The 22,291-nt window shown below is 64.9% G+C and carries 23 protein-coding genes; 15 read left to right on the forward strand and 8 right to left on the reverse strand.

What is annotated here, in order from left to right; genetic code table 11:
- Nucleotides 1–80 precede the first annotated feature (80 nt).
- From mdcA to madM, 9 genes are all read left to right on the forward strand, one after another.
- Complete coding sequence (gene mdcA / locus LGQ10_RS21230) at nt 81–1,757, forward strand: malonate decarboxylase subunit alpha (protein ID WP_226523101.1); 1,677 nt, start codon at nt 81–83, stop codon at nt 1,755–1,757.
- Nucleotides 1,757–2,632 (forward strand): triphosphoribosyl-dephospho-CoA synthase, encoded by an 876-nt coding sequence (locus tag LGQ10_RS21235; protein WP_226523102.1) that lies wholly within the window; start codon nt 1,757–1,759, stop codon nt 2,630–2,632. The genes mdcA and LGQ10_RS21235 overlap by 1 nt, the downstream gene beginning before the upstream one ends.
- On the forward strand, nt 2,632–2,931 hold the full coding sequence (locus LGQ10_RS21240; protein WP_058434708.1) for a malonate decarboxylase subunit delta: 300 nt from the start codon (nt 2,632–2,634) through the stop codon (nt 2,929–2,931). Before LGQ10_RS21235 ends, LGQ10_RS21240 begins: the two co-directional genes overlap by 1 nt.
- A complete protein-coding gene (locus tag LGQ10_RS21245) occupies nt 2,924–3,775 on the forward strand; it encodes a biotin-independent malonate decarboxylase subunit beta (RefSeq protein ID WP_226523103.1) in 852 nt (283 codons plus the stop codon). The genes LGQ10_RS21240 and LGQ10_RS21245 overlap by 8 nt, the downstream gene beginning before the upstream one ends.
- Nucleotides 3,772–4,575, forward strand: coding sequence for a biotin-independent malonate decarboxylase subunit gamma (gene mdcE, locus LGQ10_RS21250; protein WP_226523104.1), 804 nt, complete (start codon nt 3,772–3,774; stop codon nt 4,573–4,575). The genes LGQ10_RS21245 and mdcE overlap by 4 nt, the downstream gene beginning before the upstream one ends.
- Nucleotides 4,572–5,198 (forward strand): malonate decarboxylase holo-ACP synthase, encoded by a 627-nt coding sequence (locus LGQ10_RS21255; protein ID WP_226523105.1) that lies wholly within the window; start codon nt 4,572–4,574, stop codon nt 5,196–5,198. The genes mdcE and LGQ10_RS21255 overlap by 4 nt, the downstream gene beginning before the upstream one ends.
- Complete coding sequence (gene mdcH, locus LGQ10_RS21260; RefSeq protein WP_226523106.1) at nt 5,195–6,130, forward strand: malonate decarboxylase subunit epsilon; 936 nt, start codon at nt 5,195–5,197, stop codon at nt 6,128–6,130. Before LGQ10_RS21255 ends, mdcH begins: the two co-directional genes overlap by 4 nt.
- Nucleotides 6,131–6,197: 67 nt before the next feature.
- Nucleotides 6,198–6,590, forward strand: coding sequence for a malonate transporter subunit MadL (madL, locus tag LGQ10_RS21265; RefSeq protein WP_058435037.1), 393 nt, complete (start codon nt 6,198–6,200; stop codon nt 6,588–6,590).
- Between the two features lie 5 nt (nt 6,591–6,595).
- Nucleotides 6,596–7,363 (forward strand): malonate transporter subunit MadM, encoded by a 768-nt coding sequence (madM, locus tag LGQ10_RS21270; RefSeq protein WP_058435040.1) that lies wholly within the window; start codon nt 6,596–6,598, stop codon nt 7,361–7,363.
- A 34-nt stretch (nt 7,364–7,397) separates the two neighbouring features.
- On the opposite strand, the gene LGQ10_RS21275 is transcribed toward madM, so the two are convergent.
- Nucleotides 7,398–8,318 (reverse strand): LysR substrate-binding domain-containing protein, encoded by a 921-nt coding sequence (locus LGQ10_RS21275; RefSeq protein WP_226523107.1) that lies wholly within the window; start codon nt 8,316–8,318, stop codon nt 7,398–7,400.
- Nucleotides 8,319–8,471: 153 nt separating this feature from the next.
- Between LGQ10_RS21275 and trhA the strand changes: the two genes are divergently transcribed.
- Nucleotides 8,472–9,089, forward strand: coding sequence for a PAQR family membrane homeostasis protein TrhA (gene trhA / locus LGQ10_RS21280; protein ID WP_226523108.1), 618 nt, complete (start codon nt 8,472–8,474; stop codon nt 9,087–9,089).
- A gap of 91 nt (nt 9,090–9,180) precedes the next feature.
- On the opposite strand, the gene LGQ10_RS21285 is transcribed toward trhA, so the two are convergent.
- Entirely contained in the window at nt 9,181–10,095 is a 915-nt protein-coding gene (locus LGQ10_RS21285) for a LysR family transcriptional regulator (protein WP_058435034.1), read from the reverse strand.
- A gap of 107 nt (nt 10,096–10,202) precedes the next feature.
- Here LGQ10_RS21285 and LGQ10_RS21290 point away from each other — a divergent pair, with 107 nt between their 5' ends.
- From LGQ10_RS21290 to LGQ10_RS21300, 3 genes are read left to right on the forward strand one after another with little or no spacing between them, the layout of a single operon-like run.
- On the forward strand, nt 10,203–11,444 hold the full coding sequence (locus LGQ10_RS21290; RefSeq protein ID WP_226523109.1) for a D-amino acid dehydrogenase: 1,242 nt from the start codon (nt 10,203–10,205) through the stop codon (nt 11,442–11,444).
- Nucleotides 11,445–11,466: 22 nt separating this feature from the next.
- Nucleotides 11,467–11,817 (forward strand): RidA family protein, encoded by a 351-nt coding sequence (locus LGQ10_RS21295; RefSeq protein WP_058436585.1) that lies wholly within the window; start codon nt 11,467–11,469, stop codon nt 11,815–11,817.
- Between the two features lie 30 nt (nt 11,818–11,847).
- Nucleotides 11,848–12,750, forward strand: coding sequence for a transporter substrate-binding domain-containing protein (locus LGQ10_RS21300; RefSeq protein ID WP_413247563.1), 903 nt, complete (start codon nt 11,848–11,850; stop codon nt 12,748–12,750).
- A 113-nt stretch (nt 12,751–12,863) separates the two neighbouring features.
- On the opposite strand, the gene LGQ10_RS21305 is transcribed toward LGQ10_RS21300, so the two are convergent.
- Together LGQ10_RS21305 and LGQ10_RS21310 are read right to left on the reverse strand one after the other, a co-directional pair.
- A complete protein-coding gene (locus LGQ10_RS21305; RefSeq protein WP_226523110.1) occupies nt 12,864–13,583 on the reverse strand; it encodes a 16S rRNA (uracil(1498)-N(3))-methyltransferase in 720 nt (239 codons plus the stop codon).
- 83 nt (nt 13,584–13,666) lie between these two features.
- A complete protein-coding gene (locus tag LGQ10_RS21310; protein WP_226523111.1) occupies nt 13,667–15,073 on the reverse strand; it encodes an adenosylmethionine--8-amino-7-oxononanoate transaminase in 1,407 nt (468 codons plus the stop codon).
- 299 nt (nt 15,074–15,372) lie between these two features.
- Here LGQ10_RS21310 and LGQ10_RS21315 point away from each other — a divergent pair, with 299 nt between their 5' ends.
- Nucleotides 15,373–15,924 (forward strand): cytochrome b, encoded by a 552-nt coding sequence (locus LGQ10_RS21315; RefSeq protein WP_058436987.1) that lies wholly within the window; start codon nt 15,373–15,375, stop codon nt 15,922–15,924.
- Between the two features lie 32 nt (nt 15,925–15,956).
- Nucleotides 15,957–16,553 (forward strand): YceI family protein, encoded by a 597-nt coding sequence (locus tag LGQ10_RS21320; protein WP_058436986.1) that lies wholly within the window; start codon nt 15,957–15,959, stop codon nt 16,551–16,553.
- 239 nt (nt 16,554–16,792) lie between these two features.
- On the opposite strand, the gene LGQ10_RS21325 is transcribed toward LGQ10_RS21320, so the two are convergent.
- The 4 genes from LGQ10_RS21325 to ahcY all read right to left on the reverse strand — a co-directional run bounded on the left by LGQ10_RS21325 (nt 16,793) and on the right by ahcY (nt 22,273).
- Nucleotides 16,793–18,670 (reverse strand): DEAD/DEAH box helicase, encoded by a 1,878-nt coding sequence (locus tag LGQ10_RS21325; protein WP_226523112.1) that lies wholly within the window; start codon nt 18,668–18,670, stop codon nt 16,793–16,795.
- A gap of 223 nt (nt 18,671–18,893) precedes the next feature.
- Nucleotides 18,894–19,709, reverse strand: coding sequence for a substrate-binding periplasmic protein (locus LGQ10_RS21330; protein WP_226523113.1), 816 nt, complete (start codon nt 19,707–19,709; stop codon nt 18,894–18,896).
- A 119-nt stretch (nt 19,710–19,828) separates the two neighbouring features.
- Nucleotides 19,829–20,674 (reverse strand): methylenetetrahydrofolate reductase [NAD(P)H], encoded by an 846-nt coding sequence (metF, locus tag LGQ10_RS21335; RefSeq protein WP_226523114.1) that lies wholly within the window; start codon nt 20,672–20,674, stop codon nt 19,829–19,831.
- A gap of 189 nt (nt 20,675–20,863) precedes the next feature.
- Nucleotides 20,864–22,273: an adenosylhomocysteinase gene (gene ahcY, locus LGQ10_RS21340; protein ID WP_058437092.1), complete on the reverse strand. Its 1,410-nt coding sequence runs from the start codon at nt 22,271–22,273 to the stop codon at nt 20,864–20,866.
- Between the last annotated feature and the right edge of the window lie 18 nt (nt 22,274–22,291).

Genomic DNA, 22,291 nt, shown 5'->3' on the forward strand with positions numbered 1-22,291 from the left:
ATCTCGCACCGGGCTTGATTGATGCTCCCCAGGCTTGACTCCTATGGTGGCTGCCACGACAGCGAACCCGTGGAGCGAGCATGACAACGACAATATCCCCCGACGCGCGCTGGACGCGGCGGCGCAGCGAGAAGCAGCGTCGCCTCGAGCAGGTGCGGGCCATCGCCGATGGCGTGGTGTTGCCCACCGACCAGATCGTCGCGGCGCTGGAGGCCCTGATCCTGCCTGGGGACCGGGTGGTGCTGGAGGGTAACAACCAGAAGCAGGCGGACTTCCTCTCCCGGTCCCTGGCCAAGGCCGACCCGGCCAGGCTGCACGACCTGCACATGATCATGCCCAGCGTCGGCCGGGCCGAGCACCTGGACTTGTTCGAGCGCGGCATCGCCCGCAAGCTCGACTTTTCCTTTGCCGGCACCCAGAGCCTGCGCATCAGCCAACTGCTCGAAGATGGGCTGCTGGAAGTCGGCGCGATCCATACCTACATCGAGCTCTACGCACGACTGGTGGTGGACCTGATCCCCAACGTCGTGCTCTCGGCCGGCTTCATGGCCGACCGCGCCGGCAACATCTACACCGGGCCCAGCACCGAGGACACCCCGGCGCTGATCGAACCGGCGGCCTTCAGCGATGGCATCGTCATCGTCCAGGTCAACCAGCTGGTGGACGATGTCAGTGAGCTGCCCCGGGTGGATATCCCGGCGTCCTGGGTCGACTTCGTGGTGGTGGCCGACAAGCCGTTCTACATCGAACCGCTGTTCACCCGTGATCCCCGGCACATCAAGCCTGTGCATGTGCTGATGGCGATGATGGCGATCCGCGGCATCTACGAGAAACACAACGTCCAGTCGCTGAACCACGGTATCGGCTTCAACACCGCGGCCATCGAGCTGATCCTGCCGACCTACGGCGAATCCCTGGGGCTGAAGGGCAAGATCTGCCGCAACTGGACACTCAATCCCCATCCGACCCTGATCCCGGCCATCGAAAGCGGCTGGGTGGAGAGCGTGCACTGCTTCGGCACCGAACTGGGCATGGAAAACTACATCGCCGCCCGCCCGGATGTGTTCTTCACCGGCCGCGACGGCTCGCTGCGGTCCAATCGGATGTTCTGCCAACTGGCCGGGCAGTACGCGGTGGACCTGTTCATCGGTGCCACCTTGCAAGTGGACGGCGATGGCCATTCCTCCACCGTGACCCGGGGCCGCCTGGCCGGTTTCGGCGGTGCGCCGAACATGGGCCACGATCCCCGTGGGCGCCGCCACGGGACCCCGGCCTGGCTGGACATGCGCCTGGACCAGAACGATGCGCCCCAGGCCCTGCTCGAGCGCGGCAAGAAACTGGTGGTGCAGATGGTCGAGACCTTCCAGGAGGGGGGCAAACCGACCTTCGTCGAGACCCTCGACGCGGTGGACGTGGCCAGGAAAAGCGGCATGCCCCTGGCGCCGATCATGATCTACGGCGACGACGTCACCCACCTGCTCACCGAAGAAGGCATCGCCTACCTGTACAAGGCCCGTTCCCTGGAGGAGCGCCAGGCGATGATCGCGGCGGTGGCCGGGGTCACCGCCATCGGCCTGCGCCACAACCCCAGGGACACCGAAAGCATGCGCCGTGAAGGGCTGATCGCCCTGCCGGAAGACCTCGGCATCCGCCGTACCGACGCCAGTCGTGAGCTGCTGGCGGCGAAAAGCGTTGCCGATCTGGTGCAGTGGTCCGGTGGTTTGTACAACCCGCCCGCCAAATTCAGGAGTTGGTGATGCACGCATTCAATCTGCAATCCCGGCCCCAGGGGCTGGCTGACCGCCTGGCGGATTTGGCGGTGGACGCGCTGATCGACGAGGCCGACCTGTCGCCCAAGCCGGCCCTGGTGGACCGGCGCGGCAACGGCGCCCACAGCGACCTGCACCTGGGGCTGATGCATGCTTCGGCGCTGAGCCTGTGGCCGGCGTTCAAGGAAATGGCCGAGGTGGCCCTGGAGTCCGGCGTGGTCGGCCTGCCGCTGCGCGAAGCTCTGGGACGCATCGGTCGCGAAGGCGAGCAGGCCATGCTGGCCACCACTGGCGGGGTGAACACCCATCGCGGGGCGATCTGGGCCCTGGGCCTGCTGGTGGCCGCGACCGCCCTGGAGCCTCGATCCACTGGCGCCGGCAAGGTCGCGCTGCGGGCCGCGCGCCTGGCCCTGCTGGAGGATCGTTACGCACCCCGGCCCTTGAGTCATGGCGCCCAGGTGGCACTGCGCTACGGCGTGCGCGGTGCCCGGGAACAAGCGCAGCAGGGCTTTCCTGCGGTGCTGCAACTGGGGCTGCCCCAGCTCAAGCGCAGTCGCGCCCAAGGCCATGGCGAACAGAACGCCCGGCTCGATGCGCTGCTGGCGATCATGACCGGCCTGGCCGACACCTGTGTGCTCTATCGCGCGGGCGAGACCGGCCTGCGAGCCATGCAGGAAGGCGCCCAGGCAGTGCTCGATGCAGGTGGCAGCGCCAGCCTGGCCGGGCGTCGCCGGCTGCATGAGCTGGACCAGTGCCTGGTGGCCTTGAACGCCTCGCCCGGGGGGGCCGCGGACTTGCTCGCGGCCTGCCTGCTGATCGACCGGATCGCCTCCGGCGCCGTCCTTATCCAGGGAGCAGTGTGATGGAAACCTTGTCTTTCGAATTTCCCGCCGGCCAGCCCGGTCGGGGCCGTGCCCTGGTGGGCTGTGTCGGCTCCGGTGACCTGGAAGTGCTGTTGGAACCGGCCCCGGCCGGGAAGCTGACGATCCAGGTGCAGACCTCGGTCAACGGCAGCGCCGCGCGCTGGCAGCATCTGTTCGAGCGTATGTTCGACGGCCAGAGGCTGCCGGCGCTGCTGATCGATATCCATGACTTCGGTGCCACTCCAGGGGTGGTGCGCTTGCGTCTAGAACAAGCTCTGGAGGAGATCGGCCATGACTGACAGCGCCCGTTTGCTCAACCAGCACAGCTTTGTCGAACTCGGTGCCCGGCAGCGCGCCAGAGCGCTATTGGATGCCGGCAGCTTTCGCGAGCTGCTCGATCCGTTCCAGCGGGTCATGTCGCCCTGGCTGCCGCGCCAGGGCGTGGTGCCCCAGGCCGATGACGGCGTGGTGATCGCCAAGGGCAGCATCGACGGCCTGCCGGTGGTGATCGCCGCCATCGAAGGCGCGTTCCAGGGCGGCAGTCTCGGGGAAGTGGGCGGGGCGAAGATCGCCGGTGCCCTGGAACTTGCCGCCGAGGACAACCGCAAGGGCATTGCCACCCGCGCCGTGCTGCTGCTGGAAACCGGCGGCGTACGCTTGCAGGAGGCCAACCTGGGCCTGGCAGCGATCGCCGATATCCACGCGGCCATCGTCGACCTGCGCCAGTACCAGCCAGTGGTGGGCGTGGTAGCGGGCAGCGTCGGCTGTTTTGGTGGCATGTCGATCGCCGCCGGCCTGTGCAGCTATCTGCTGGTGACCCAGGAAGCACGTCTGGGGCTGAACGGCCCCCAGGTCATCGAGCAGGAAGCCGGGCTGGAGGAATACGACTCCCGGGACCGGCCGTTCATCTGGAGCCTGACCGGTGGCGAGCAGCGTTTTGCCAGTGGCCTGGTGGACCGTTATGTCGCCGACGATGTGGCGCAGATCCAGGCCCAGGTCCGTGAGTTGCTGGTCCTCGGCCTGCCTCAGCGGCAGCGCAGCCGCGAGGCGGATCTGTATCTGCACCGTCTGGCTGGCCTGGACACGCAGCCGCAGATCGATGCGGCGACAGTTCGCGATCTGTATCAAGGAGACCGCTCATGAATGCTAGTTCCCTGCGGGGCCTGAACTGGTTCAACGCCTTGAGAGGCGATGCGCCCGGGGTTGCCGGCCTGCCGCCTTCGCTGCAAGTCGCCGACGGCCAGTTGGGCGGCCAGCCTGCACGCTTTATCGCCGTGGTGCCCGACCCCGAGAACCGTTTTCCCCGTGCCCGTCAGGGCGAGGTCGGCTTGCTGGAGGGCTGGGGCCTGGCCAAGGCGGTGGACGGGCTGATCGATGCCGACCGCGATCAACCGCACAAGCGAGCGCTGATCGCCATTGTCGATGTGCCGAGCCAGGCCTATGGCCGCCGTGAAGAGGCCCTGGGCATTCATCAGGCCCTGGCCGCGGCTGCCGACAGCTACGCCCGGGCGCGGCTGGCCGGGCACCCGGTGATCGCCCTGTTGGTGGGCAAGGCCATGTCCGGGGCCTTTCTGGCCCACGGCTACCAGGCCAACCGCCTGATCGCCCTGCGCGATCCGGGGGTAATGGTGCATGCCATGGGCAAGGCTTCGGCGGCCCGGGTCACCCTGCGCAGCGTCGAGGAACTGGAAGCCCTGGCCGCCAGCGTGCCGCCCATGGCCTATGACATCGACAGCTATGCCGGCCTGGGCCTGCTCTGGGAAACCTTGTCGGTGCGGCAGATCGAACAGCCGACGGCGCAGGATCTGGCCGCGGTGGAGGAGTGCCTGCTGGCGGCGATTGCCGATGTGCGGGCCAAGGGCGTCGACCTTGGCAGCCGCCTGGGGGCAGTGAACCGAGAGGCTTCGAGCCGGGTCCGGCAATTGCTGCGGGAACAGTGGTGAGCGGGCTCGGCCCCTGGCTGCCCCACGACCTGCTGTGGGGCATGACCCCGGCACACTTGGCCGCCGACGCGCCAGCCTGGGCCTTCCGGGTGCTGGAGCAAGGGCAGCCGGTGGTGGTGCGCCGGGCGGTGAGCGCGCCCGGTTCGATCGCGGTGGGGTTGCGTGGCCAGTCCCGGGAACAGCGTTATCCGGCATTCCTGGCGCTGGACTCGGTACAGCGTGGGGTGCACCCGGAGGAGCTGCGCCATGTGCCGTCATCTCGGGCATGGCCTGCGCTCCAGGCGCTGGATCAGTTGCGCGGCGCGCTGGATGCCCTGGGCCTGGCCTGGGGCGTGGGCGGCAGTGCCGGGTACGAGCTGGCCAGTGGCAGGGGTGTGCTGCACCAGCACAGCGACCTGGATCTGATCCTGCGTACGCCGGAGCCTTTTTCCCGGACTTGGGCGCGGGAGTTGCTGTCCCTGCTGGAGCGCGCCGAGTGCCCGGTGGACCTGCAACTGCAGGTTCCGGCCGGCGGCCTGGCCCTGCGCGAATGGGCGGGAGCAGCGCCCCGGGTGCTGCTCAAGAGCGCCACCGGGGCGCACCTGGTGAGCGATCCCTGGGGCGTCCAGGAGTGGGCGGCATGAGCAGCTTGCTGGTATTTCCCGGCCAGGGCGCGCAGCAACCGGGAATGCTCCGGCGCCTGCCAGGCAGCCAGGAGGTCACGGCTTGTCTGCAAGAGGCTAGCGACGTACTGGGGCAGGACGTGCTGGCCCTGGATTCATCCCAGGCCCTGGCCGGCACCCGGGCGGTGCAGTTGTGCCTGCTGGTTGCCGGGGTGGCCTGTGCCCGGACCCTGCTGCAACCGGGCTGTACGGTGGATTACGTGGCTGGCCTGTCCATCGGTGCCTACCCGGCGGCCGTGGTGGCCGGGGCCCTGGAATTTGCCGATGCCTTGCGCCTGGTGAGCCTGCGCGGGGAGTTGATGCAACGGGCTTATCCACAGGGCTATGGCATGACCGTGCTGACCGGCCTGGACCTGGGGACAGTGGAAGGGCTGCTGGCCCGGGTCCACAGCCAGGAGAGGCCGGTGTACCTGGCCAACATCAACGCCGACAACCAGATCGTGATCGCCGGCAGCGACGCGGGGATGCAGGCCGTGGCCGAGCTGGCCCGGGAGCGGGGCACTGGAGTGGCCAGGCGCCTGGCGGTCAGCGTGCCGTCCCATTGCCCGCTGCTGGAGCAACCGGCCCAGGCCCTGGCCGCAGCCTTTGCCACGGTGCCGATGCGGGCGTCCAGCCTGGGTTATCTCAGCGGCAGCCGGGCGCGGCTGTTGCGCACGGTGGAGCAGCTACGCGATGACCTGGCGTTCAACATGTGCCGGGTGGTGGACTGGCGCGGCACGGTGCAGAGCGCCTACGAGCGCGGGGTGCGCCTGCAGATCGAGCTGCCCCCCGGCGCGGTCCTGACCGGCCTGGCTCGCCGGGTATTCGAACAGGGTTCGGTGATCGCCTTCGATGGCGCCCGTCCGGACACCTTGCAGGCGCTGTTGCGCGAGGAGGGCGGCCGCGACCGATAGAGCACCGACTCAAGCTGACGAAGCACAAGAACAACAACTTCGACGATGCACTTTGAGGACAACAACAATGATTATCTACGGTGTGGCCTTCCTGGCCTTTTGTACCCTGGTGGGTATTTTCATCGGTGAGCTGCTGGGCAAGCTGATCGGCGTGCCGGCCAATGTCGGCGGCGTGGGTATCGCCATGCTGCTGTTGATCGGCCTGGGCAGCTACCTGAACAAGCGCGGCCTGTTCACCGGCAAGTCCGAGCAGGGCGTGGAGTTCTGGAGTGCGGTGTACATCCCCATCGTGGTGGCCATGGCAGCGCAGCAGAACGTGTATGGCGCGCTCAAGGGCGGGCCCATGGCGATTCTCGCCGGGACCCTGGCGGTGGTGATCGCCTTTGCCCTGGTGCCGGTGCTGGTGCGCATCGGCAACAAGGCGCCGCAAGTGCCTGTCCCTCAGAAAACAGCGGGGTAATGGCCATGTACGAATCGATGATGAAGGTCATTACCGGCTACGGGCTGATCAGCGGTTTCGCGGTGATCGGGATCACCATGTGGGTCTCCTACTGGATCTCCAACACCTTTACCAAGGGCCGCCTGCACGGCTCGGCCATCGCCATCCTGCTGGGGCTGGTGCTGTCCTATGTGGGCGGCGCCTTTACCGGCGGGCAGAAGGGGGTGGTGGATATTCCGCTGCTGTCGGGCATCGGCCTGCTGGGCGGGGCCATGCTGCGGGACTTCGCGATTGTCGCAACGGCCTTCGGGGTCAGTGTCGAGGAGCTCAAGCGCGCCGGATTCGTGGGGGTGCTGGCGCTGTTCGTCGGGGTCGGCTCGTCGTTTGTGGCGGGAGTCGGGGTGGCCATGGCCTTTGGTTATACCGATGCGGTGAGCCTGACCACCATTGGCGCCGGCGCTGTGACCTATATCGTCGGGCCGGTGACCGGGGCGGCCATCGGCGCCAGCTCCGAGGTCATGGCGCTGTCGATTGCCGCAGGGTTGATCAAGGCGATCCTGGTGATGGTCATGACCCCCTTCGTGGCGCCGCTGATCGGACTCAACAACCCGCGCAGCGCGGTGATCTTCGGCGGTCTGATGGGCACCTCCAGCGGCGTCGCCGGAGGCCTGGCGGCCACCGATCCGAAGCTGGTGCCCTATGGTTGCCTCACGGCGGCGTTCTACACCGCCCTGGGCTGCCTGCTGGGGCCGTCGTTGCTGTTCCTCATGATGCGCGGCCTGCTGGGCGCGTAGCACCTGGCTGCCGACCACGGCGCTGCCGCCAGGCTCAGGAGAGCGCCTGGCGGTTGGTGTACATCCGGCATTCGGCCAGCAGCGCCAGCAGGTTCGGGTCGCGCTCCTTGGCCTTGAGGAACACCACGCCGATGTGTTGCTGCAGGCGGTAGCGCGCCTGCAGGGGTATCAGCTTCACGCGATTTTCATAGACGGCGGCAATCCTTCCCGGCAGCAGGGCATAACCCACGCCCGAGCTGACCATGCTCAGCAGGGTGAAGATGTCGTTCACCTGCATTGCGACCTTCGGCTCGAACCCCGCCTGCTTGAATACCCGCACACCGTCCTGGTGAGTGGCAAAGCCCTGGGTCAGCGTGATGAAGGTGGCGTCGCGCACCTGGGCCAGGTCCACTTCGCTCTGCCGGGCAAAGGGCGAATCGGCTGGGGTGGCAAGGAAAATATCATCGGAAAACAGCGGCAGTTGTTCGCAGTCCGGGTCGTTGACGCTGTCGTCCAGGGACACCAGGATGGCGTCCACCTCCATGTTCTTGAGCTTGTACAGCAGGTCGGTGTTGGAACCCAGGATCAGGTCGATGTTCAGCTCGCTGCGCCGCAGCTTCAGGCCCATGATCAGTTGTGGCACGGTTTTCACGGTCAGGGAGTAAAGCGCGCCGAGCTTGAAACGTTCTGCCGAGAAGCCAGCGGCCTCTCGGGTCAGGCGTACGCTCTCGACCACGTCCTGCACCAGTTTCTGCGCTCGCTCCTCCAGCACGTAGGCACTTTCCAGCGGGGTCAGGTTGCGTCCCTCATGCTTGAACAGCGGGCAGCGCAGGGCGCTTTCCAGGGAATGGATGGCCCGGTGCACGCTGACATTGCTGGTCTGCAGTTCGCTGGCGGCACGGGCGAGGTTGCCGGTGCGCATGAAAGCCAGAAACACTTCGAGCTTCTTGAGGGTCAACTCTTCGTCGATGAGCATGGTCCGGACTCTGGTGGAGAGGGTCCGATGATGCCCGATGAGTCGGAATGTGGCCGCTGGTTTTTTCGGGGCGTCGCCCCAATGGACATGTTGCGCGTTCAAGCTGCAGGCCGAGCCTGCGGGTTCTTTTTATGTTTTCAGGGTGAGTGACTGATGTATCACGGAGAAAGACTCAATGCCTGGACCCACCTCTTGGGTGCGGTCGCGGCGTTTATCGGCGGTATCTGGCTGGTGGTGCTGGCCAGTCTCGACGGCAGTCCGTGGAAGATCGTCGGGGTGGCGATCTATGCCTTCACCTTGCTGGTGCTCTACAGCGTGTCCACGGTCTATCACAGCGTGCGCGGGCGGGCGAAGAGCATCATGCAAAAGGTCGATCATTTCTCGATCTACCTGCTGATCGCCGGCAGCTATACGCCGTTTTGCCTGGTGACCCTGCGCGGGCCCTGGGGCTGGACCTTGTTCGGCATCGTCTGGAGCCTGGCCTTGATCGGCATCCTCCAGGAGATCAAGCCGCGTTCCGAGGCGCGGATCCTGTCCATCGTGATCTACGCGGTCATGGGCTGGATCGTGCTGGTGGCGGTCAAGCCGCTGCTGGCGGCCTTGGGCCCTGTGGGGTTCGCCTGGTTGGCCTCGGGCGGGGTGCTGTACACCGTGGGGATCATTTTTTTCGCCCTCGACAACCGCCTGCGCCATGCCCACGGCATCTGGCACTTGTTCGTGATCGCCGGGAGCCTGCTGCACTTCGTCGCCATCCTGTTCTATGTAGTGTGATCGGCGAGCGCCTCGTCGTTCATCGCGGGCCAGCCTTGCTCGGTGATACCTGTGTAGAAGCGGGTTCGTGATGACGCCCTGGCAAGCCACCTCAATCTATGGTCATCAACCGATCCAGCTGCTCCTGCGCCCGCCCGCCAAAGATCTCCAGCAGGCTGCTCAAGGTATGCGGCAGCGCCTCCGCGGCGCGGGTCACGGCGTACAGGGTGATCGGCAGCGACGGGCTCAAGGGCCGGATCGCAGTGCTGGCCGGGGAAGCGCCCAGGGCGGTGAAGGGGTCGATCAGCGCCAGGCCGGCGCCGGATTCCACCATGGCCCGGGCCAGGGAATAGGTCTGTACGGCGATGCTCACTCGCGGTGGTGGCTCCACTGTCTTGAGGTAGCCATCGAGTCGCGCCGACAGCGGGTCGGCGCTGCTCAGGCCGATCAGCGGGGCGCCCGCCAGCTCTTGCAGGGATAGCGGCTGCCCCAGGCTGCCAGCGGGCCAGTATCTATGGGGGGCCAGGGCCACCAGCACGCCCTGGGCCAGGGCCTGGCCGCTCAGGCCGGGGTGATCCGGTCGTTGCAGGGTCAGGGCCACATCGATTTCGCGCATCAACAGGTTCTGCACCAGCTCGCGGCTGTGGGCGCTGGACAACTCGCAGAGGTTGTCCGGGTAGCGCCGGGTCCACTCGCTGATGGCAGGCGGCAGCAGGGCCAGGGCCAGGGCCGGCGTGGCGCCGATGCGCAAGCTGTGGCCCGGTGTCCGGCGCAGATTCTGGGCCAGGCGCCGCACGCCTTGCAGGCTTTCGCTGACCTTGTCCACTTCCCGCTCCAGTTCCAGGGCTTCCGGGGTTGGCTGCAACTTGCCGCGTATCCGCAGGAACAATGGGAAGCCCAGCTGCAACTCGGCGTGCTGCAGCACCTTGGTCACCGCTGGCTGCGAGACGTGCAGCAGCTGCGCGGCGCCGCTGATGGAACCGGTCTGGCGGATGGCCTGGAAGATCTCGATATGGCGAAGGCGCATGACAACTCCATAACCTTTGTTTATGGGTGATCCATCTTTACTCATTGTCCGGCGCCTGTCACCTGCCCCTAACCTTGGGCCCATCGAACAACGATCCAGGGGCAATCATGAGTCAGCGGGTTTGCATCATCGGCGGTGGCGTCATCGGCCTGGCTAGCGCCTATGCCCTGGTCCGCCAGGGCATGGAGGTGACCCTGGTGGAAGCCCAGGACACCCTGGGCAGCCAGACCAGCTTCGCCAACGGCGGCCAGCTGTCCTATCGCTATGTGGCGCCGCTGGCCGATGCCGGGGTGCCCTGGCAGGCCCTGGGCTGGATGCTCAAGGGCGATTCGCCGCTCAAGCTGCGGCCGCGCCTGGACCCGGCGCAGTGGCGCTGGCTGGCGGGGTTCCTGGGGGCGTGCCGGCATTCGGTGAACCAGCGCAATGGTGCCCATCTGCTGCGCCTGGCGCTGTTCAGCCAGGACATCCTCAAGACCTGGCGCGAAGCCGACGGCCTGGAGGGTTTCGACTGGCAGCGTAACGGCAAGCTGGTGACCTTTCGCGAGGCGGGCAGCTTCGAACACGCCCGGCACAACCTGTCCGACCCGCGCCAGCAGCAAGTGCTGACGGGGGCCGAGTGCGCCAGCCTGGAGCCGGCCCTGGGCGATGCGCCCTTCATTGGCGGCATCTACACCCCGGACGAGGAAGTAGCCGACTGTCATGCCTTCTGCCAGCAGCTGGCGGCGCGCCTTAAGGCTTCCGGGCGCTGCGAGATTCTCCTGGGGCAGCGGGTCCGGGGTATTCGCCACCAGGGCGACCGAGTACAGGCCATCGACCTGGGCGGGCGCCAGCTGGCAGTGGACCACCTGGTGCTGGCCGCCGGGCACCGCAGCCCCGAACTGCACCTGCCCGGGCTCAAGTTGCCGCTGTACCCCCTCAAGGGCTACAGCCTCAGCGTGCCCATCGGCCCGCAGCACCGGGCACCTGACATCAGCATCACCGACTACAACCGCAAGATCGTCTATGCCCGGATCGGCCAGCAGCTGCGAGTGGCGGCCATGGTCGATATCGTCGGCTTCGATCCGGCCCCGGACCCTGGCCGCCTGGCCCTGCTGCGACGCCAGGCGGCGCAGACCTTTGCCCACGCCGGCGATTACCAGGCCGCCGTGGAATGGGCCGGCATGCGCCCGGCGACCCCCAGCGGCGTGCCGCTGGTAGGAGCTACCGCCTACCGCAACCTGTGGCTCAACCTCGGCCATGGCGCACTGGGTTTCACCCTGGCCTGTGGCAGCGGCCAGTTGCTTGCCGAGCTGATCGATCGGCGCCCCACCAGTATCGACATGCAGGGCCTGGCGCCACGCGCCGCCTGAGTCATCAACAGGAGTCTGTCCAATGAGTATCCAGCGTATCCACAGCAACAACCGCCTGAGCGGCGCCGTGACCTTTGCCGAACTGGTGTTTCTTTCCGGCCAGGTGCCGGGCGCCAGCCAGGACATCGCCGGCCAGACCCGCGAGGTCCTGGAAAAGATCGATGCGCTGCTGGCCGAGGCCGGCAGCGACAAGGATCATCTGCTCAGCGCCACCCTCTACCTCAAGGACATCCAGGCGGATTTCGCCGGCATGAACGAGGTCTGGTCGGCCTGGCTGTCCCCCGGCCAGGCGCCGGCGCGCACCACCTTGCAGGCGGCCCTGGCCCGTCCGGAAATCCTCGTCGAAATCAGTATCATCGCGACCCGTCGCTGAAGCGCCTTCAACCCCCAACGGAGAATAACAATGCACAAGATCACGTTGCTCGGCTGCACCCTCGGCCTGTTGTTCAGCGCCATGGCCCAGGCCAGCGAGGTGCCCCTGGATGGCACCCTGGCCAAGATCGCCAACAGCGCCAGTATTACCTTGGGTTATCGCGATGCTTCGGTGCCGTTTTCCTACGTGGGGGACAACAGCGGCAAGCCCATGGGCTACTCCGTGGAGCTGGCGGGCAAGGTGGTGGAGCGCATCCAGCGGCAACTGCAGCTGCCCAAGCTGGCAGTGAAGTACAACCTGGTGACCTCCCAGACCCGCATTCCATTGGTACAGAACGGCACCGTGGACTTGGAGTGCGGTTCCACCGGAGTGACGGCCGAGCGCCAGAAACAGGTGGCTTTCTCCTACGGCTTCATCTACGTCAAGGGCCAGTTGCTGACCGCCAAGGATAGCGGGATCAAGAGTTTCGCCGATCTGCGGGGCAAGAACGTGGTGACCACCGCCGGGACCACCAACGAGCGTTATCTCAAGAGCTACAACGTCGAGCACAAGATCGACATGTTCGTGATCAGTGCCAAGGACCACGGCGAGGCCTTCCAGATGCTCCAGTCGGGCCGTGCGGCGGCGTTCTACATGGATGACGCGCTGCTCTACGGCGAGCGGGCCAAGGCTCGCGACCCGCACAACTGGATCGTGGTGGGCGAGGAGCAGTCGCGGGAAATCTACAGCTGCATGGTGCGCAAGGACGACCCGCAGTTCCTGGCCCTGGTCAACGGCGCCCTGGCGGACGTGTATCGCTCGGGCGAGATCAACGGCATCTACCAGCGCTGGTTCGAGCAGCCGATCCCGCCCAAGGGGCTGAACCTGGAGTTCCCCATGACCAGCGAACTGAAGGCGATCATCGCCCGGCCCACCAGCGATCCGGTGCAGTAGACGCCGCGTCGCTTGCCACCCGCGAGGCCGGGTCGCCGCTGGCCGGCTTTTTGTAGGAGCCAGGCTTGCCGGCGATGGGCGCGCCGCGGTGTGTCAGGCAAGGGCGGGGCGGGCTAGAAGTCGCCCCAGAGCTGCTGGGCCACGGCCAGGGCCACCACTGGGGCGGTTTCGGTACGCAGCACCCGCGGGCCCAGGCGTGCCGGGAGGAAACCGGCGTTGTGGGACTGGGTCACTTCAGCGTCGGTCAGGCCGCCTTCGGGGCCGATGAGGAACGCCAGGCTGGCGGGCTTGGCGTGGCTTTCCAGAGGCTCGGCCACCGGGTGCAGCACCAGCTTCAGGTCGGCCTGGGTCTGCTTGATCCAATCCGCCAGCAGGACGGGCGGGTGGATCACCGGAACCTGCGAGCGCCCGCACTGTTCGCAGGCGCTGACGGCCACCTGGCGCCAGTGCAGCAGGCGCTTGTCGGCCCGTTCATCCTTGAGCCGCACTTCGCAGCGTTCGCTGAAGATCGGGGTGATCTCGTTCACTCCCAGTTCCGTGGCCTTCTGGATTGCCCAGTCCATGCGCTCGCCCCGGGACAAGCCCTGGCCGAGGTGGATCCGCAACGACGACTCCGGCTGCCCGGTGAAGCTGTCGTCCAGGCTGATCCGCACGCGCTTCTTGCCTACCTCCACCAGGGTGCCGCGAAACTCCTGGCCCGAGCCGTCGAACACCTGCAACGCATCGCCCTCGGCCATGCGCAGCACCCGGGCAATGTAGTGGGCCTGGGCTTCGGGCAACTCGTGCTCGCCGAGGCTCAAGGGGGCGTCGATAAAGAAGCGGGACAGTCTCATCTGGGGTCTCTGTTGAATGTGAATCGGTGAACAGCATTCTGTGGCGAGGGAGCTTGCTCCCTCGCCACACTCGATGACCTGCTTTAGCCCGGATCGCGGAAGTCCGGGTGGAAGTCCTTGGGCACCGCCATGCTGATCTTGTCTCGGGTGGCGATGTCGATGCCTTCGCTGGCCACTTCGGCGAGGAAGTCGATCTGCTCAGGGGTGATCACATACGGCGGCAGGAAGTACACCACGCTACCCAGTGGACGCAGCAACGCGCCACGGCTCAGGGCATGCTCGAAGACCTTCAGGCCCCGGCGCTCCTGCCAGGGGTAAGCCGTCTTGCTGGACTTGTCCTGGACCATCTCGATCGCCAGGGCCATGCCGGTCTGGCGAATTTCGGCGACGTGGGCATGGTCAGCCAGGTGCGCCGTGGCACTGGCCATCCGCGCGGCCAGGGCCTGGTTGGCCTCGATAACGTTGTCCTGCTCGAAGATGTCCAGGGTCGCCAGGGCCGCGGCGCACGCCAGCGGGTTGCCGGTGTAGCTGTGCGAATGCAGGAAGGCACGCAGGGTCGGGTAGTCGTCGTAGAAGGCCTGGTACACCTTGTTGGTGGTCAGGCACGCGGCCAGTGGCAGGTAACCACCGGTCAGGGCCTTGGACAGGCACAGGAAATCCGGACGGATGCCAGCCTGCTCGCAGGCGAACATCGTGCCGGTGCGACCGAAGCCCACGGCGATCTCATCGTGGATCAGGTGCACGTCGTAGCGGTCGCAGGCCTCGCGCAGCAGCTTGAGGTAGACCGGGTGGTACATGCGCATGCCGCCGGCGCCCTGGATCAGCGGCTCGACGATCACCGCGGCGATGCTGTCGTGGTGCTCGGCCAGGGTCTGCTCCATGGCGGCGAACATGTTCCGCGAGTGTTCTTCCCAGCCCATGCCTTCGGGGCGGTGGTAGCAGTCGGGGCTGGGCACCTTGATGGTGTCCAGCAGCAGGGCCTTGTAGGTCTCGGTGAACAGCGGCACATCGCCCACCGACATCGCGGCGATGGTCTCGCCGTGATAGCTGTTGGTCAGGGTGACGAAGCGTTTTTTCTGCGCCTTGCCGGTGTTCTGCCAGTAGTGGAAGCTCATTTTCAGCGCCACTTCGATGCACGACGAACCGTTGTCGGCATAGAACACCCGGTCCAGCCCGGCGGGGGTCATGGCCACCAGGCGCTCGGATAGCTCGATCACCGGCTGGTGGCTGAAGCCGGCGAGGATCACATGCTCGAGCTGGTCGACCTGGTCCTTGATGCGCTGGCTGATGCGTGGGTTGGCGTGGCCGAACACGTTGACCCACCAGGAGCTGACCGCATCCAGGTAGCGCTTGCCCTCGAAATCCTCCAGCCAGACACCCTCGCCACGCCGGATCGGGATCAACGGCAGTTGTTCGTGGTCTTTCATCTGGGTGCAGGGATGCCACAGCACCGCGAGATCGCGTTGCATCCACTGGTTATTCAGGCCCATGTAAAGTCTCCTGGAGGTGCTCGCTAAAAGGCGCGGGCAAACGATCGGGCAAGCCTATGCAATGCATGGCCGTGGGACAACCTATTGTGCAGGGCACCAGGCAGAGACGCAGTCGAGGGGGGACAAGGCACCGGGCGAGGGGCTACCGGGAAGGACACTCGTGGGATTTAATCTTGACTTAACTCGCCAGGTCCAGACTATCGATCGTATTTCTCGATATTTCAAAGCGAAAATTTCCGCTTTAATTCGATAGGTAAATCGCTAGTCTTGGTCCGCGTTTCTTAACAGGATGCATCGCAATGCAGTTACGTAATTCTTCTTCGCGCTACGGCTGGGTAAGCATTGTTCTGCACTGGGGCGTGGCCCTGGTGGTATTCGGGCTGTTCGCCCTGGGTCTGTGGATGGTCGGCCTCGACTACTACAGCACCTGGCGCAAGGACGCTCCGGACCTGCACAAGAGCATTGGCCTGACGTTGTTTGCGATCATGCTGTTGCGGGTGCTGTGGCGGTTTGTCAGTCCACCGCCACCGGCACCGGCCAACCACGGGCCTCTGACTCGCCTGGGCGCCAAGCTGGGGCACGCGTTCCTCTACCTGGGCCTGTTTGCGGTGATGATTGCCGGTTACCTGATTTCCACCGCAGATGGCGTGGGTATCCCGGTGTTTGGCTTGTTCGAAGTTCCTGCCCTGGTATCCGGACTACCGGACCAGGCAGATGTAGCAGGTGTGGTGCATCTGTACCTGGCCTGGGCGCTGGTAGTCTTTGCCGGCATCCATGGACTGGCTGCCTTGAAGCACCACTTTATCGATCGTGATGCGACCTTCACTCGTATGCTGGGCCGCAAAGCCTGATGTTCAACCTTGACTCGAAAGGAATAGAAAGCATGTTGAAAAAGACTCTCGCCGCTCTGGCAATCGGATCTGCCGTATTGGCGGCCGGTCAAGTTATGGCAGCGGACTACGTGATCGACAAGGAAGGCCAGCACGCCTTCGTCGACTTCAAGATCAGCCACCTGGGCTACAGCTTCATCACCGGTACTTTCAAGGATCTGGACGGCAAGTTCAGCTTCGACGCGGCCAAGCCCGAAGATGCCAAGATCGAAGTCAACGTGCGCACCGCCAGCGTGTTCACCAACCATGCTGAGCGCGACAAGCACATCACCAGCAAGGACTTCCTGGACACTGGCAAGTTTGCCGATGCCAAGTTCGTCTCCACCAGCGTCAAGCCAACCGGCAAGAACGCTGATGGCAAGCTGACCGCTGACGTGGCCGGTGACCTGACCCTGCATGGCGTGACCAAGCCAGTGGTAGTCAAGGCCACCTTCCTGGGTGAAGGCAAGGATCCATGGGGCGGCTACCGTGCCGGCTTCGAAGGCACCACCAGCATCAATCGCCAGGATTTCGGCAAGATGATGGACCTGGGCCCGGCGTCCAACAACGTCGACCTGTACATCACCTTCGAAGGGGTGAAGGCGAAGTAATGCTTCGTCTGTAGCCGCCGCAGGCTGCGATGAGGCCCACAGGGCCTTCGCAACCTGCATCAAGGCAATGAAAAACGCCCCCGACCACACATCGGGGGCGTTTTTTATTGCCGGTCAAGACACGCGTGAGGCCGGTCAGCCTCCCAAGGCGGAGTCGCTGTGCAGGGCGCATCCTTGTCAGCCGCCACAAAAAAACGCCCCGGACCTTGCGGCACGGGGCGTTCTGCATTGCGGACTGCTTAGCGGTTGCGCGTCAGCAGGGCCGGCTTCTCGCCCCGTGGGCGGCTTGGCAGCTGGTCGAGTTGCTCAGGCGTCGGGAAACGATCGACCTTGGATTCCTTGTGCATGATCTTTGGCTGGTTGCTCCGTGGATTCTGCACAGCGGGTTCCTGGCGACCTTGATCGTCACTCCCCGGGCGGCGACTGCGCGACTCGTCGCGACGGCCCTGGCCATCACGGGGGGCGCCGCTACGCGGACCATTGCGCTTGGCTGGCGTGCCGCCGTTGCTGTTGCTGGCACTGCCGCTGCCGCCACCCGCGCGCGGGTTGCTGTTGCGACCCTGGCCGGTGCCACGGGATGCGCCGCCTGCACCCTGGCCTTGTCCTGGAGTACCCGGACGACGGCCGCGGCCTTGCTGGTTGCCCTTGTTCTGGTACGGGCTGACGTAGTCGGCACGGTTGCCGAAGTTGTCCACGTCGTCATCCAGGAACTCGTCTGGCGCCCGATCGGCACGGGGAGTCGCTTGACGCTGTTCCCGGGCCGGAGTGCCTTCACGAGGCTTCTGTTCACGGGCTGGACGTTCGCCACGAGCCGGCTTGTCCTTGCCACCCTTGTCCTTGCCCTTGTCCTTGCGACCGCCGCCACCGCCACCGCCGCCGTTCGGGTTGTCGCCACGTGGGGCGCGAGCGTTACGCGAGTTGCGCGTGTCCGGACGTTCGCGTACTTCCGGCTTCTCGGCTTCCACGGTGCTGGCATCAAAGCCCATCAGGTCGCCGTCGGCGATTTTCTGCCGGGTCATGCGCTCGATGCTTTTCAGCAGTTTCTCTTCGTCCGGAGCCACCAGGGAGATGGCCTCGCCCGAGCGACCGGCACGGCCGGTACGACCGATACGGTGCACGTAGTCTTCGTCGACGTTAGGCAGTTCGAAGTTGACCACGTGAGGCAGTTGGTCGATATCCAGGCCACGGGCCGCGATATCGGTGGCGACCAGGATCCGCACGTCGCCGGCCTTGAAGTCGGCCAGGGCCTTGGTGCGGGCGTTCTGGCTCTTGTTGCCGTGGATCGCCACGGCACTCAGGCCGTGCTTGTCCAGGTACTCGGCCAGGCGGTTGGCGCCGTGCTTGGTGCGGGTGAACACCAGGACCTGTTCCCAGGCGCCGGCGGTGATAAGGTGCGCCAGCAGGGCACGCTTGTGGCTGGCCGGCAGGCGGAAGACCCGCTGCTCGATACGCTCCACCGTAGTGTTCGGCGGGGTGACTTCGATGCGCTCGGGGTTGTGCAGCAGCTTGCCGGCCAGGTCCGTGATGTCCTTGGAGAACGTTGCGGAGAACAGCAGGTTCTGGCGTTTGGCCGGCAGGCGTGCGAGGACCTTCTTCACGTCATGGACGAAGCCCATGTCGAGCATGCGGTCGGCTTCGTCGAGAACGAGGATTTCCACGTGGGACAGGTCGACGCTGCCCTGGCCGGCCAGGTCCAGCAGGCGGCCGGGGCACGCCACCAGCACATCGACGCCACGGGCCATGGCCTGGACCTGCGGGTTCATGCCAACGCCACCGAAGATGCAGGCACTGACGAACTTCAGGTCGCGGGCGTACAGCTTGAAGCTGTCATGCACCTGCGCGGCAAGCTCGCGGGTCGGGGTCAGGACCAGTACGCGGGGTTGGCGCGGGCCGTGACGCTGGGATTTGTCCGGGTGACCATTGGGAAACAGCCGCTCCAGGATCGGGAGGGCGAAACCGCCGGTTTTACCAGTACCTGTCTGTGCCGCAACCATCAGGTCGCGACCTTGCAACACGGCGGGAATGGCCCGCTGTTGCACCGGAGTAGGCTGGGTATAGCCGGCTGCTTCGATAGCGCCGACTAAAGCCTCGGAGAGACCGAGGGAAGCAAAGGACATGAGTAATCCTGTTTTAGTGAGGGCTTGGCCCAAAGGGATAATCTTGCCGGGCGCGAATGGCGTTCATTAGGACGCAATCCCGTCCGGTCCTGCTGGCCTGGAGAGCCATTCACCAGGGGCTCGCGCGGGCCGGTTGGCTGCGCCGTAGCGGGGTGGAGATGGCTTGAACAGGTTCCAGCGTCCGGGCGTGAGCCTGGCGGGAGGCCGGAGTATAACAGAGCATTCAGCGTGCGCTGCTTTCCTGCTGCTCAACGGTTTTTTCTGACTCGCGGGTCGAAGATGACCTGACAGGTGGTAGCACAGGTTCTGCACCATACCTGGCGCTCAGTGCGGCGTAGGCAGGTTCGCGCTTGAACCGCTTGAGTTCGGCGCCAAAACGCTGCACCAGCAGGTCCATGCCGGCATTGCGGCGCACGGCCAGGTATTGTTTCTGGCGGCTGATGACCAGGGGGTTCTGGCTGATCTGGTCGCGGATGCCCAGGGTGTCCAGAAGATGCTGGCCGACTCTTCTGTCGGTGATCAGCAGATCGATCCGGCCCAGCAGCAACTTGCCGAAGTTGGCCTCGTGGGTGGGAGCGGGTTCGCGATTGAACAGGCTGGAGTTGCTGAAGTCTTCACTGTACAGGTAGCCCGGGGAAGTGCCGATGGTCAGGCCCTTGAGCTCATCCAGGTGCTTGAACGGATGGGGCCGACGGTTGGTGTAGAACATCACGAACTCGACCTCGGAAAGCGCCTCGCTGGGGTAGAGCAGGGTGCTGTCGCGCTGATCGCTGTGGAAGATGTCCAGGGCGCCATCGGCCAGGCCGGTCTCGAGCATCGCCAAACAGCGCTTCCAGGGCAGGAACTGCCATTGCACCTCGATGCCCAGGCGCTGGAAGACAATGGCGGTGGTTTCGTAGTCCAGCCCCAGGGACTTGCCATTTTCTTCGTAGATGTAGGGAGCCCAGGGCTCGGTGACAATGCGCAGTTTCTCGCCATGAGCGGCAAGGCTCAGGCAAGTGCAGAAAAGGGCGGTCAGCAACCGGGCAATAACGGACATTGCTGGAGAGTACGCCGAGAGTTCATGCAAATGCTAGGGGCAGTTCCAGGCGCTCTAACTCAAGCCTGGCGCAGGCAAAAGGCTCCGGTTTGCACCGGAGCCTCGTACGGTGTTGCCGGTTAGCGCGGCAGCTTCAGGTTGTTCCAGATCGCCAGGCTCGCCTCAGCCTGGTTCAGGGTGTAGAAGTGCAACCCCGGGGCGCCACCTTGCAGCAGGCGCTCGCACATCTGGCTGATCACCTGTTCACCGAAGGCCTGGATGCTGGCGCTGTCGTCACCATAGGCTTCCAGTTGCTTGCGGATCCAGCGTGGGATCTCGGCGCCGCAGGCATCGGAGAAACGCGCCAGCTTGCTGTAGTTGGTGATCGGCATGATGCCCGGCACGACCGGAATGCTCACGCCCATCTTCTGCACACGCTCGACGAAGTAGAAATAGCTGTCGGCGTTGAAGAAGTACTGGGTGATTGCGCTGTCGGCACCGGCGTTGGCCTTGCGCACGAAATTCTGCAGGTCGTCCTCGAAATTGCGCGCTTGCGGGTGCATTTCCGGGTAGGCGGCGACTTCGATATGGAAATGACTGCCGGATTCTTCACGAATGAAGCTCACCAGGTCATTGGCGTAGCGCAGCTCACCGCTGGCCATGCCCATGCCCGAAGGCAGGTCGCCGCGCAGTGCAACGATGCGCTTGATGCCGGCTGCCTGGTACTGCTGCAGCAGGCCGCGCAGGTCGTCCTTGCTGTCGCCGACGCAGGACAGGTGCGGTGCGGAAGGAACTTTTACCTCGCTCTCCAGTTGCAGCACGGTGTTGACCGTACGATCACGGGTCGAGCCGCCGGCACCATAGGTGCAGGAAAAGAAGTCGGGATTGCAGCTGGCCAGCTGACGAGCAGTGGCGAGCAGCTTTTCATGCCCAGCATCGGTCTTGGTGGGGAAGAACTCGAAGCTGTAGCGACGATCTTGGGACATGGAGGGGACCTCCAGCTACAAGCTGCAAGCTGCAAGCTGCAAGAGAAGCGGAGGTGCGCTCGTCTCTTGTGCCTGGAGCCTGGAGCCTGACACTGTTTTGGCAAATTGTGGCGAAGCCGCGGGCTTTGTGCGGCAAGGTCGGCTTTTGGCCTTTACTTGCCGCTTGAAGCTCAAAGCTTGCAGCTGCTCTTAGTACCGGTAGGCGTCGGGCTTGAACGGGCCTTCGACGGTCACGCCGATGTATTCAGCTTGTTGCTTGGTCAACTGGGTGACTACGCCGCCGAAGCCGCGAACCATTTCCAGGGCCACTTCTTCGTCGAGTTTCTTGGGCAGTACTTCAACGGTCAGACGCTCGGCCTTCTGGGCTGGCGACAGGTCGGCGTACTTCTGGCCGAACAGGAAGATCTGGGCCAGGACCTGGTTGGCGAACGAACCGTCCATGATGCGGCTTGGGTGACCGGTGGCGTTGCCCAGGTTCACCAGGCGGCCTTCGGCCAGCAGGATCAGGTAGTCGTCGTTCTGTGGGTCGAAGTCGCCGTGGCCGGTACGGTGGATCTTGTGCACCTGAGGCTTCACTTCTTCCCATGCCCAGTGCTTGCGCATGAAAGCGGTGTCGATTTCGTTGTCGAAGTGGCCGATGTTGCAGACTACGGCGCGTTTTTTCAGCGCCTTGAGCATGTTCGCGTCGCAAACATTGACGTTGCCGGTGGTGGTCACGATCAGGTCGATCTTGCCCAGCAGGTCCTTGTTGATGTTTGCTTCGGTGCCGTTGTTGATCCCGTCGATGAACGGCGAAACCAGTTCGAAACCGTCCATGCAGGCTTGCATGGCGCAGATCGGGTCGACTTCGGTCACCTTGACGATCATGCCTTCCTGACGCAGGGACTGGGCCGAGCCCTTGCCCACGTCACCGTAGCCGATCACCAGGGCCTGCTTGCCGGACAGCAAGTGGTCGGTACCGCGCTTGATGGCGTCGTTCAGGCTGTGACGGCAGCCGTATTTGTTGTCGTTCTTGCTCTTGGTCACCGAGTCGTTGACGTTGATCGCAGGAACCTTCAGCTCGCCCTTGGCCAGCATGTCCAGCAGGCGGTGCACGCCAGTGGTGGTCTCTTCGGTCACGCCGTGAACGCGATCCAGCACCTGCGGGTACTTGTCGTGCAGCAGCTGGGTCAGGTCGCCGCCGTCGTCGAGGATCATGTTGGCGTCCCAAGGCTGGCCATCCTTGAGGATGGTCTGCTCCAGGCACCACTCGTACTCCTGTTCGGTCTCGCCTTTCCAGGCGAAGACCGGGATGCCGGCGGCAGCGATGGAGGCCGCGGCCTGGTCCTGGGTGGAGAAGATGTTGCAGGACGACCAGCGCACTTCGGCACCCAGGGCAACCAGGGTTTCGATCAGCACGGCGGTCTGGATGGTCATGTGGATGCAGCCGAGGATCTTCGCGCCCTTGAGCGGTTGTTCGGCCAGGTATTTGCGGCGCAGACCCATCAGGGCCGGCATTTCCGATTCGGCGATGATGGTTTCACGGCGGCCCCAGGCAGCCAGGGACATATCGGCGACTTTGTAATCGGTAAAATCTGCAGGCGTGTTGACAGCGCTCATGTAGAGCCTCCATTCGTA

This window comes from Pseudomonas sp. L5B5, from assembly GCF_020520285.1.
Classification (GTDB): Bacteria; Pseudomonadota; Gammaproteobacteria; order Pseudomonadales; family Pseudomonadaceae; genus Aquipseudomonas.

Excerpts from the sequence above, each read along its gene's own strand:
- LGQ10_RS21325 (WP_226523112.1), bottom strand. The coding sequence starts at position 18,670 with ATGTCCTTTGCTTCCCTCGGTCTCTCCGAGGCTTTAGTCGGCGCTATC.
- madL (WP_058435037.1), top strand. The coding sequence starts at position 6,198 with ATGATTATCTACGGTGTGGCCTTCCTGGCCTTTTGTACCCTGGTGGGT.
- ahcY (WP_058437092.1), bottom strand. The coding sequence starts at position 22,273 with ATGAGCGCTGTCAACACGCCTGCAGATTTTACCGATTACAAAGTCGCC.
- LGQ10_RS21235 (WP_226523102.1), top strand. The coding sequence starts at position 1,757 with ATGCACGCATTCAATCTGCAATCCCGGCCCCAGGGGCTGGCTGACCGC.
- mdcA (WP_226523101.1), top strand. The coding sequence starts at position 81 with ATGACAACGACAATATCCCCCGACGCGCGCTGGACGCGGCGGCGCAGC.
- LGQ10_RS21295 (WP_058436585.1), top strand. The coding sequence starts at position 11,467 with ATGAGTATCCAGCGTATCCACAGCAACAACCGCCTGAGCGGCGCCGTG.
- LGQ10_RS21275 (WP_226523107.1), bottom strand. The coding sequence starts at position 8,318 with ATGCTCATCGACGAAGAGTTGACCCTCAAGAAGCTCGAAGTGTTTCTG.
- metF (WP_226523114.1), bottom strand. The coding sequence starts at position 20,674 with ATGTCCCAAGATCGTCGCTACAGCTTCGAGTTCTTCCCCACCAAGACC.
- LGQ10_RS21330 (WP_226523113.1), bottom strand. The coding sequence starts at position 19,709 with ATGTCCGTTATTGCCCGGTTGCTGACCGCCCTTTTCTGCACTTGCCTG.
- LGQ10_RS21245 (WP_226523103.1), top strand. The coding sequence starts at position 2,924 with ATGACTGACAGCGCCCGTTTGCTCAACCAGCACAGCTTTGTCGAACTC.
- LGQ10_RS21315 (WP_058436987.1), top strand. The coding sequence starts at position 15,373 with ATGCAGTTACGTAATTCTTCTTCGCGCTACGGCTGGGTAAGCATTGTT.
- LGQ10_RS21300 (WP_413247563.1), top strand. The coding sequence starts at position 11,848 with ATGCACAAGATCACGTTGCTCGGCTGCACCCTCGGCCTGTTGTTCAGC.
- mdcE (WP_226523104.1), top strand. The coding sequence starts at position 3,772 with ATGAATGCTAGTTCCCTGCGGGGCCTGAACTGGTTCAACGCCTTGAGA.
- LGQ10_RS21320 (WP_058436986.1), top strand. The coding sequence starts at position 15,957 with ATGTTGAAAAAGACTCTCGCCGCTCTGGCAATCGGATCTGCCGTATTG.
- LGQ10_RS21285 (WP_058435034.1), bottom strand. The coding sequence starts at position 10,095 with ATGCGCCTTCGCCATATCGAGATCTTCCAGGCCATCCGCCAGACCGGT.
- LGQ10_RS21290 (WP_226523109.1), top strand. The coding sequence starts at position 10,203 with ATGAGTCAGCGGGTTTGCATCATCGGCGGTGGCGTCATCGGCCTGGCT.
- madM (WP_058435040.1), top strand. The coding sequence starts at position 6,596 with ATGTACGAATCGATGATGAAGGTCATTACCGGCTACGGGCTGATCAGC.
- trhA (WP_226523108.1), top strand. The coding sequence starts at position 8,472 with ATGTATCACGGAGAAAGACTCAATGCCTGGACCCACCTCTTGGGTGCG.
- mdcH (WP_226523106.1), top strand. The coding sequence starts at position 5,195 with ATGAGCAGCTTGCTGGTATTTCCCGGCCAGGGCGCGCAGCAACCGGGA.
- LGQ10_RS21305 (WP_226523110.1), bottom strand. The coding sequence starts at position 13,583 with ATGAGACTGTCCCGCTTCTTTATCGACGCCCCCTTGAGCCTCGGCGAG.
- LGQ10_RS21310 (WP_226523111.1), bottom strand. The coding sequence starts at position 15,073 with ATGGGCCTGAATAACCAGTGGATGCAACGCGATCTCGCGGTGCTGTGG.
- LGQ10_RS21240 (WP_058434708.1), top strand. The coding sequence starts at position 2,632 with ATGGAAACCTTGTCTTTCGAATTTCCCGCCGGCCAGCCCGGTCGGGGC.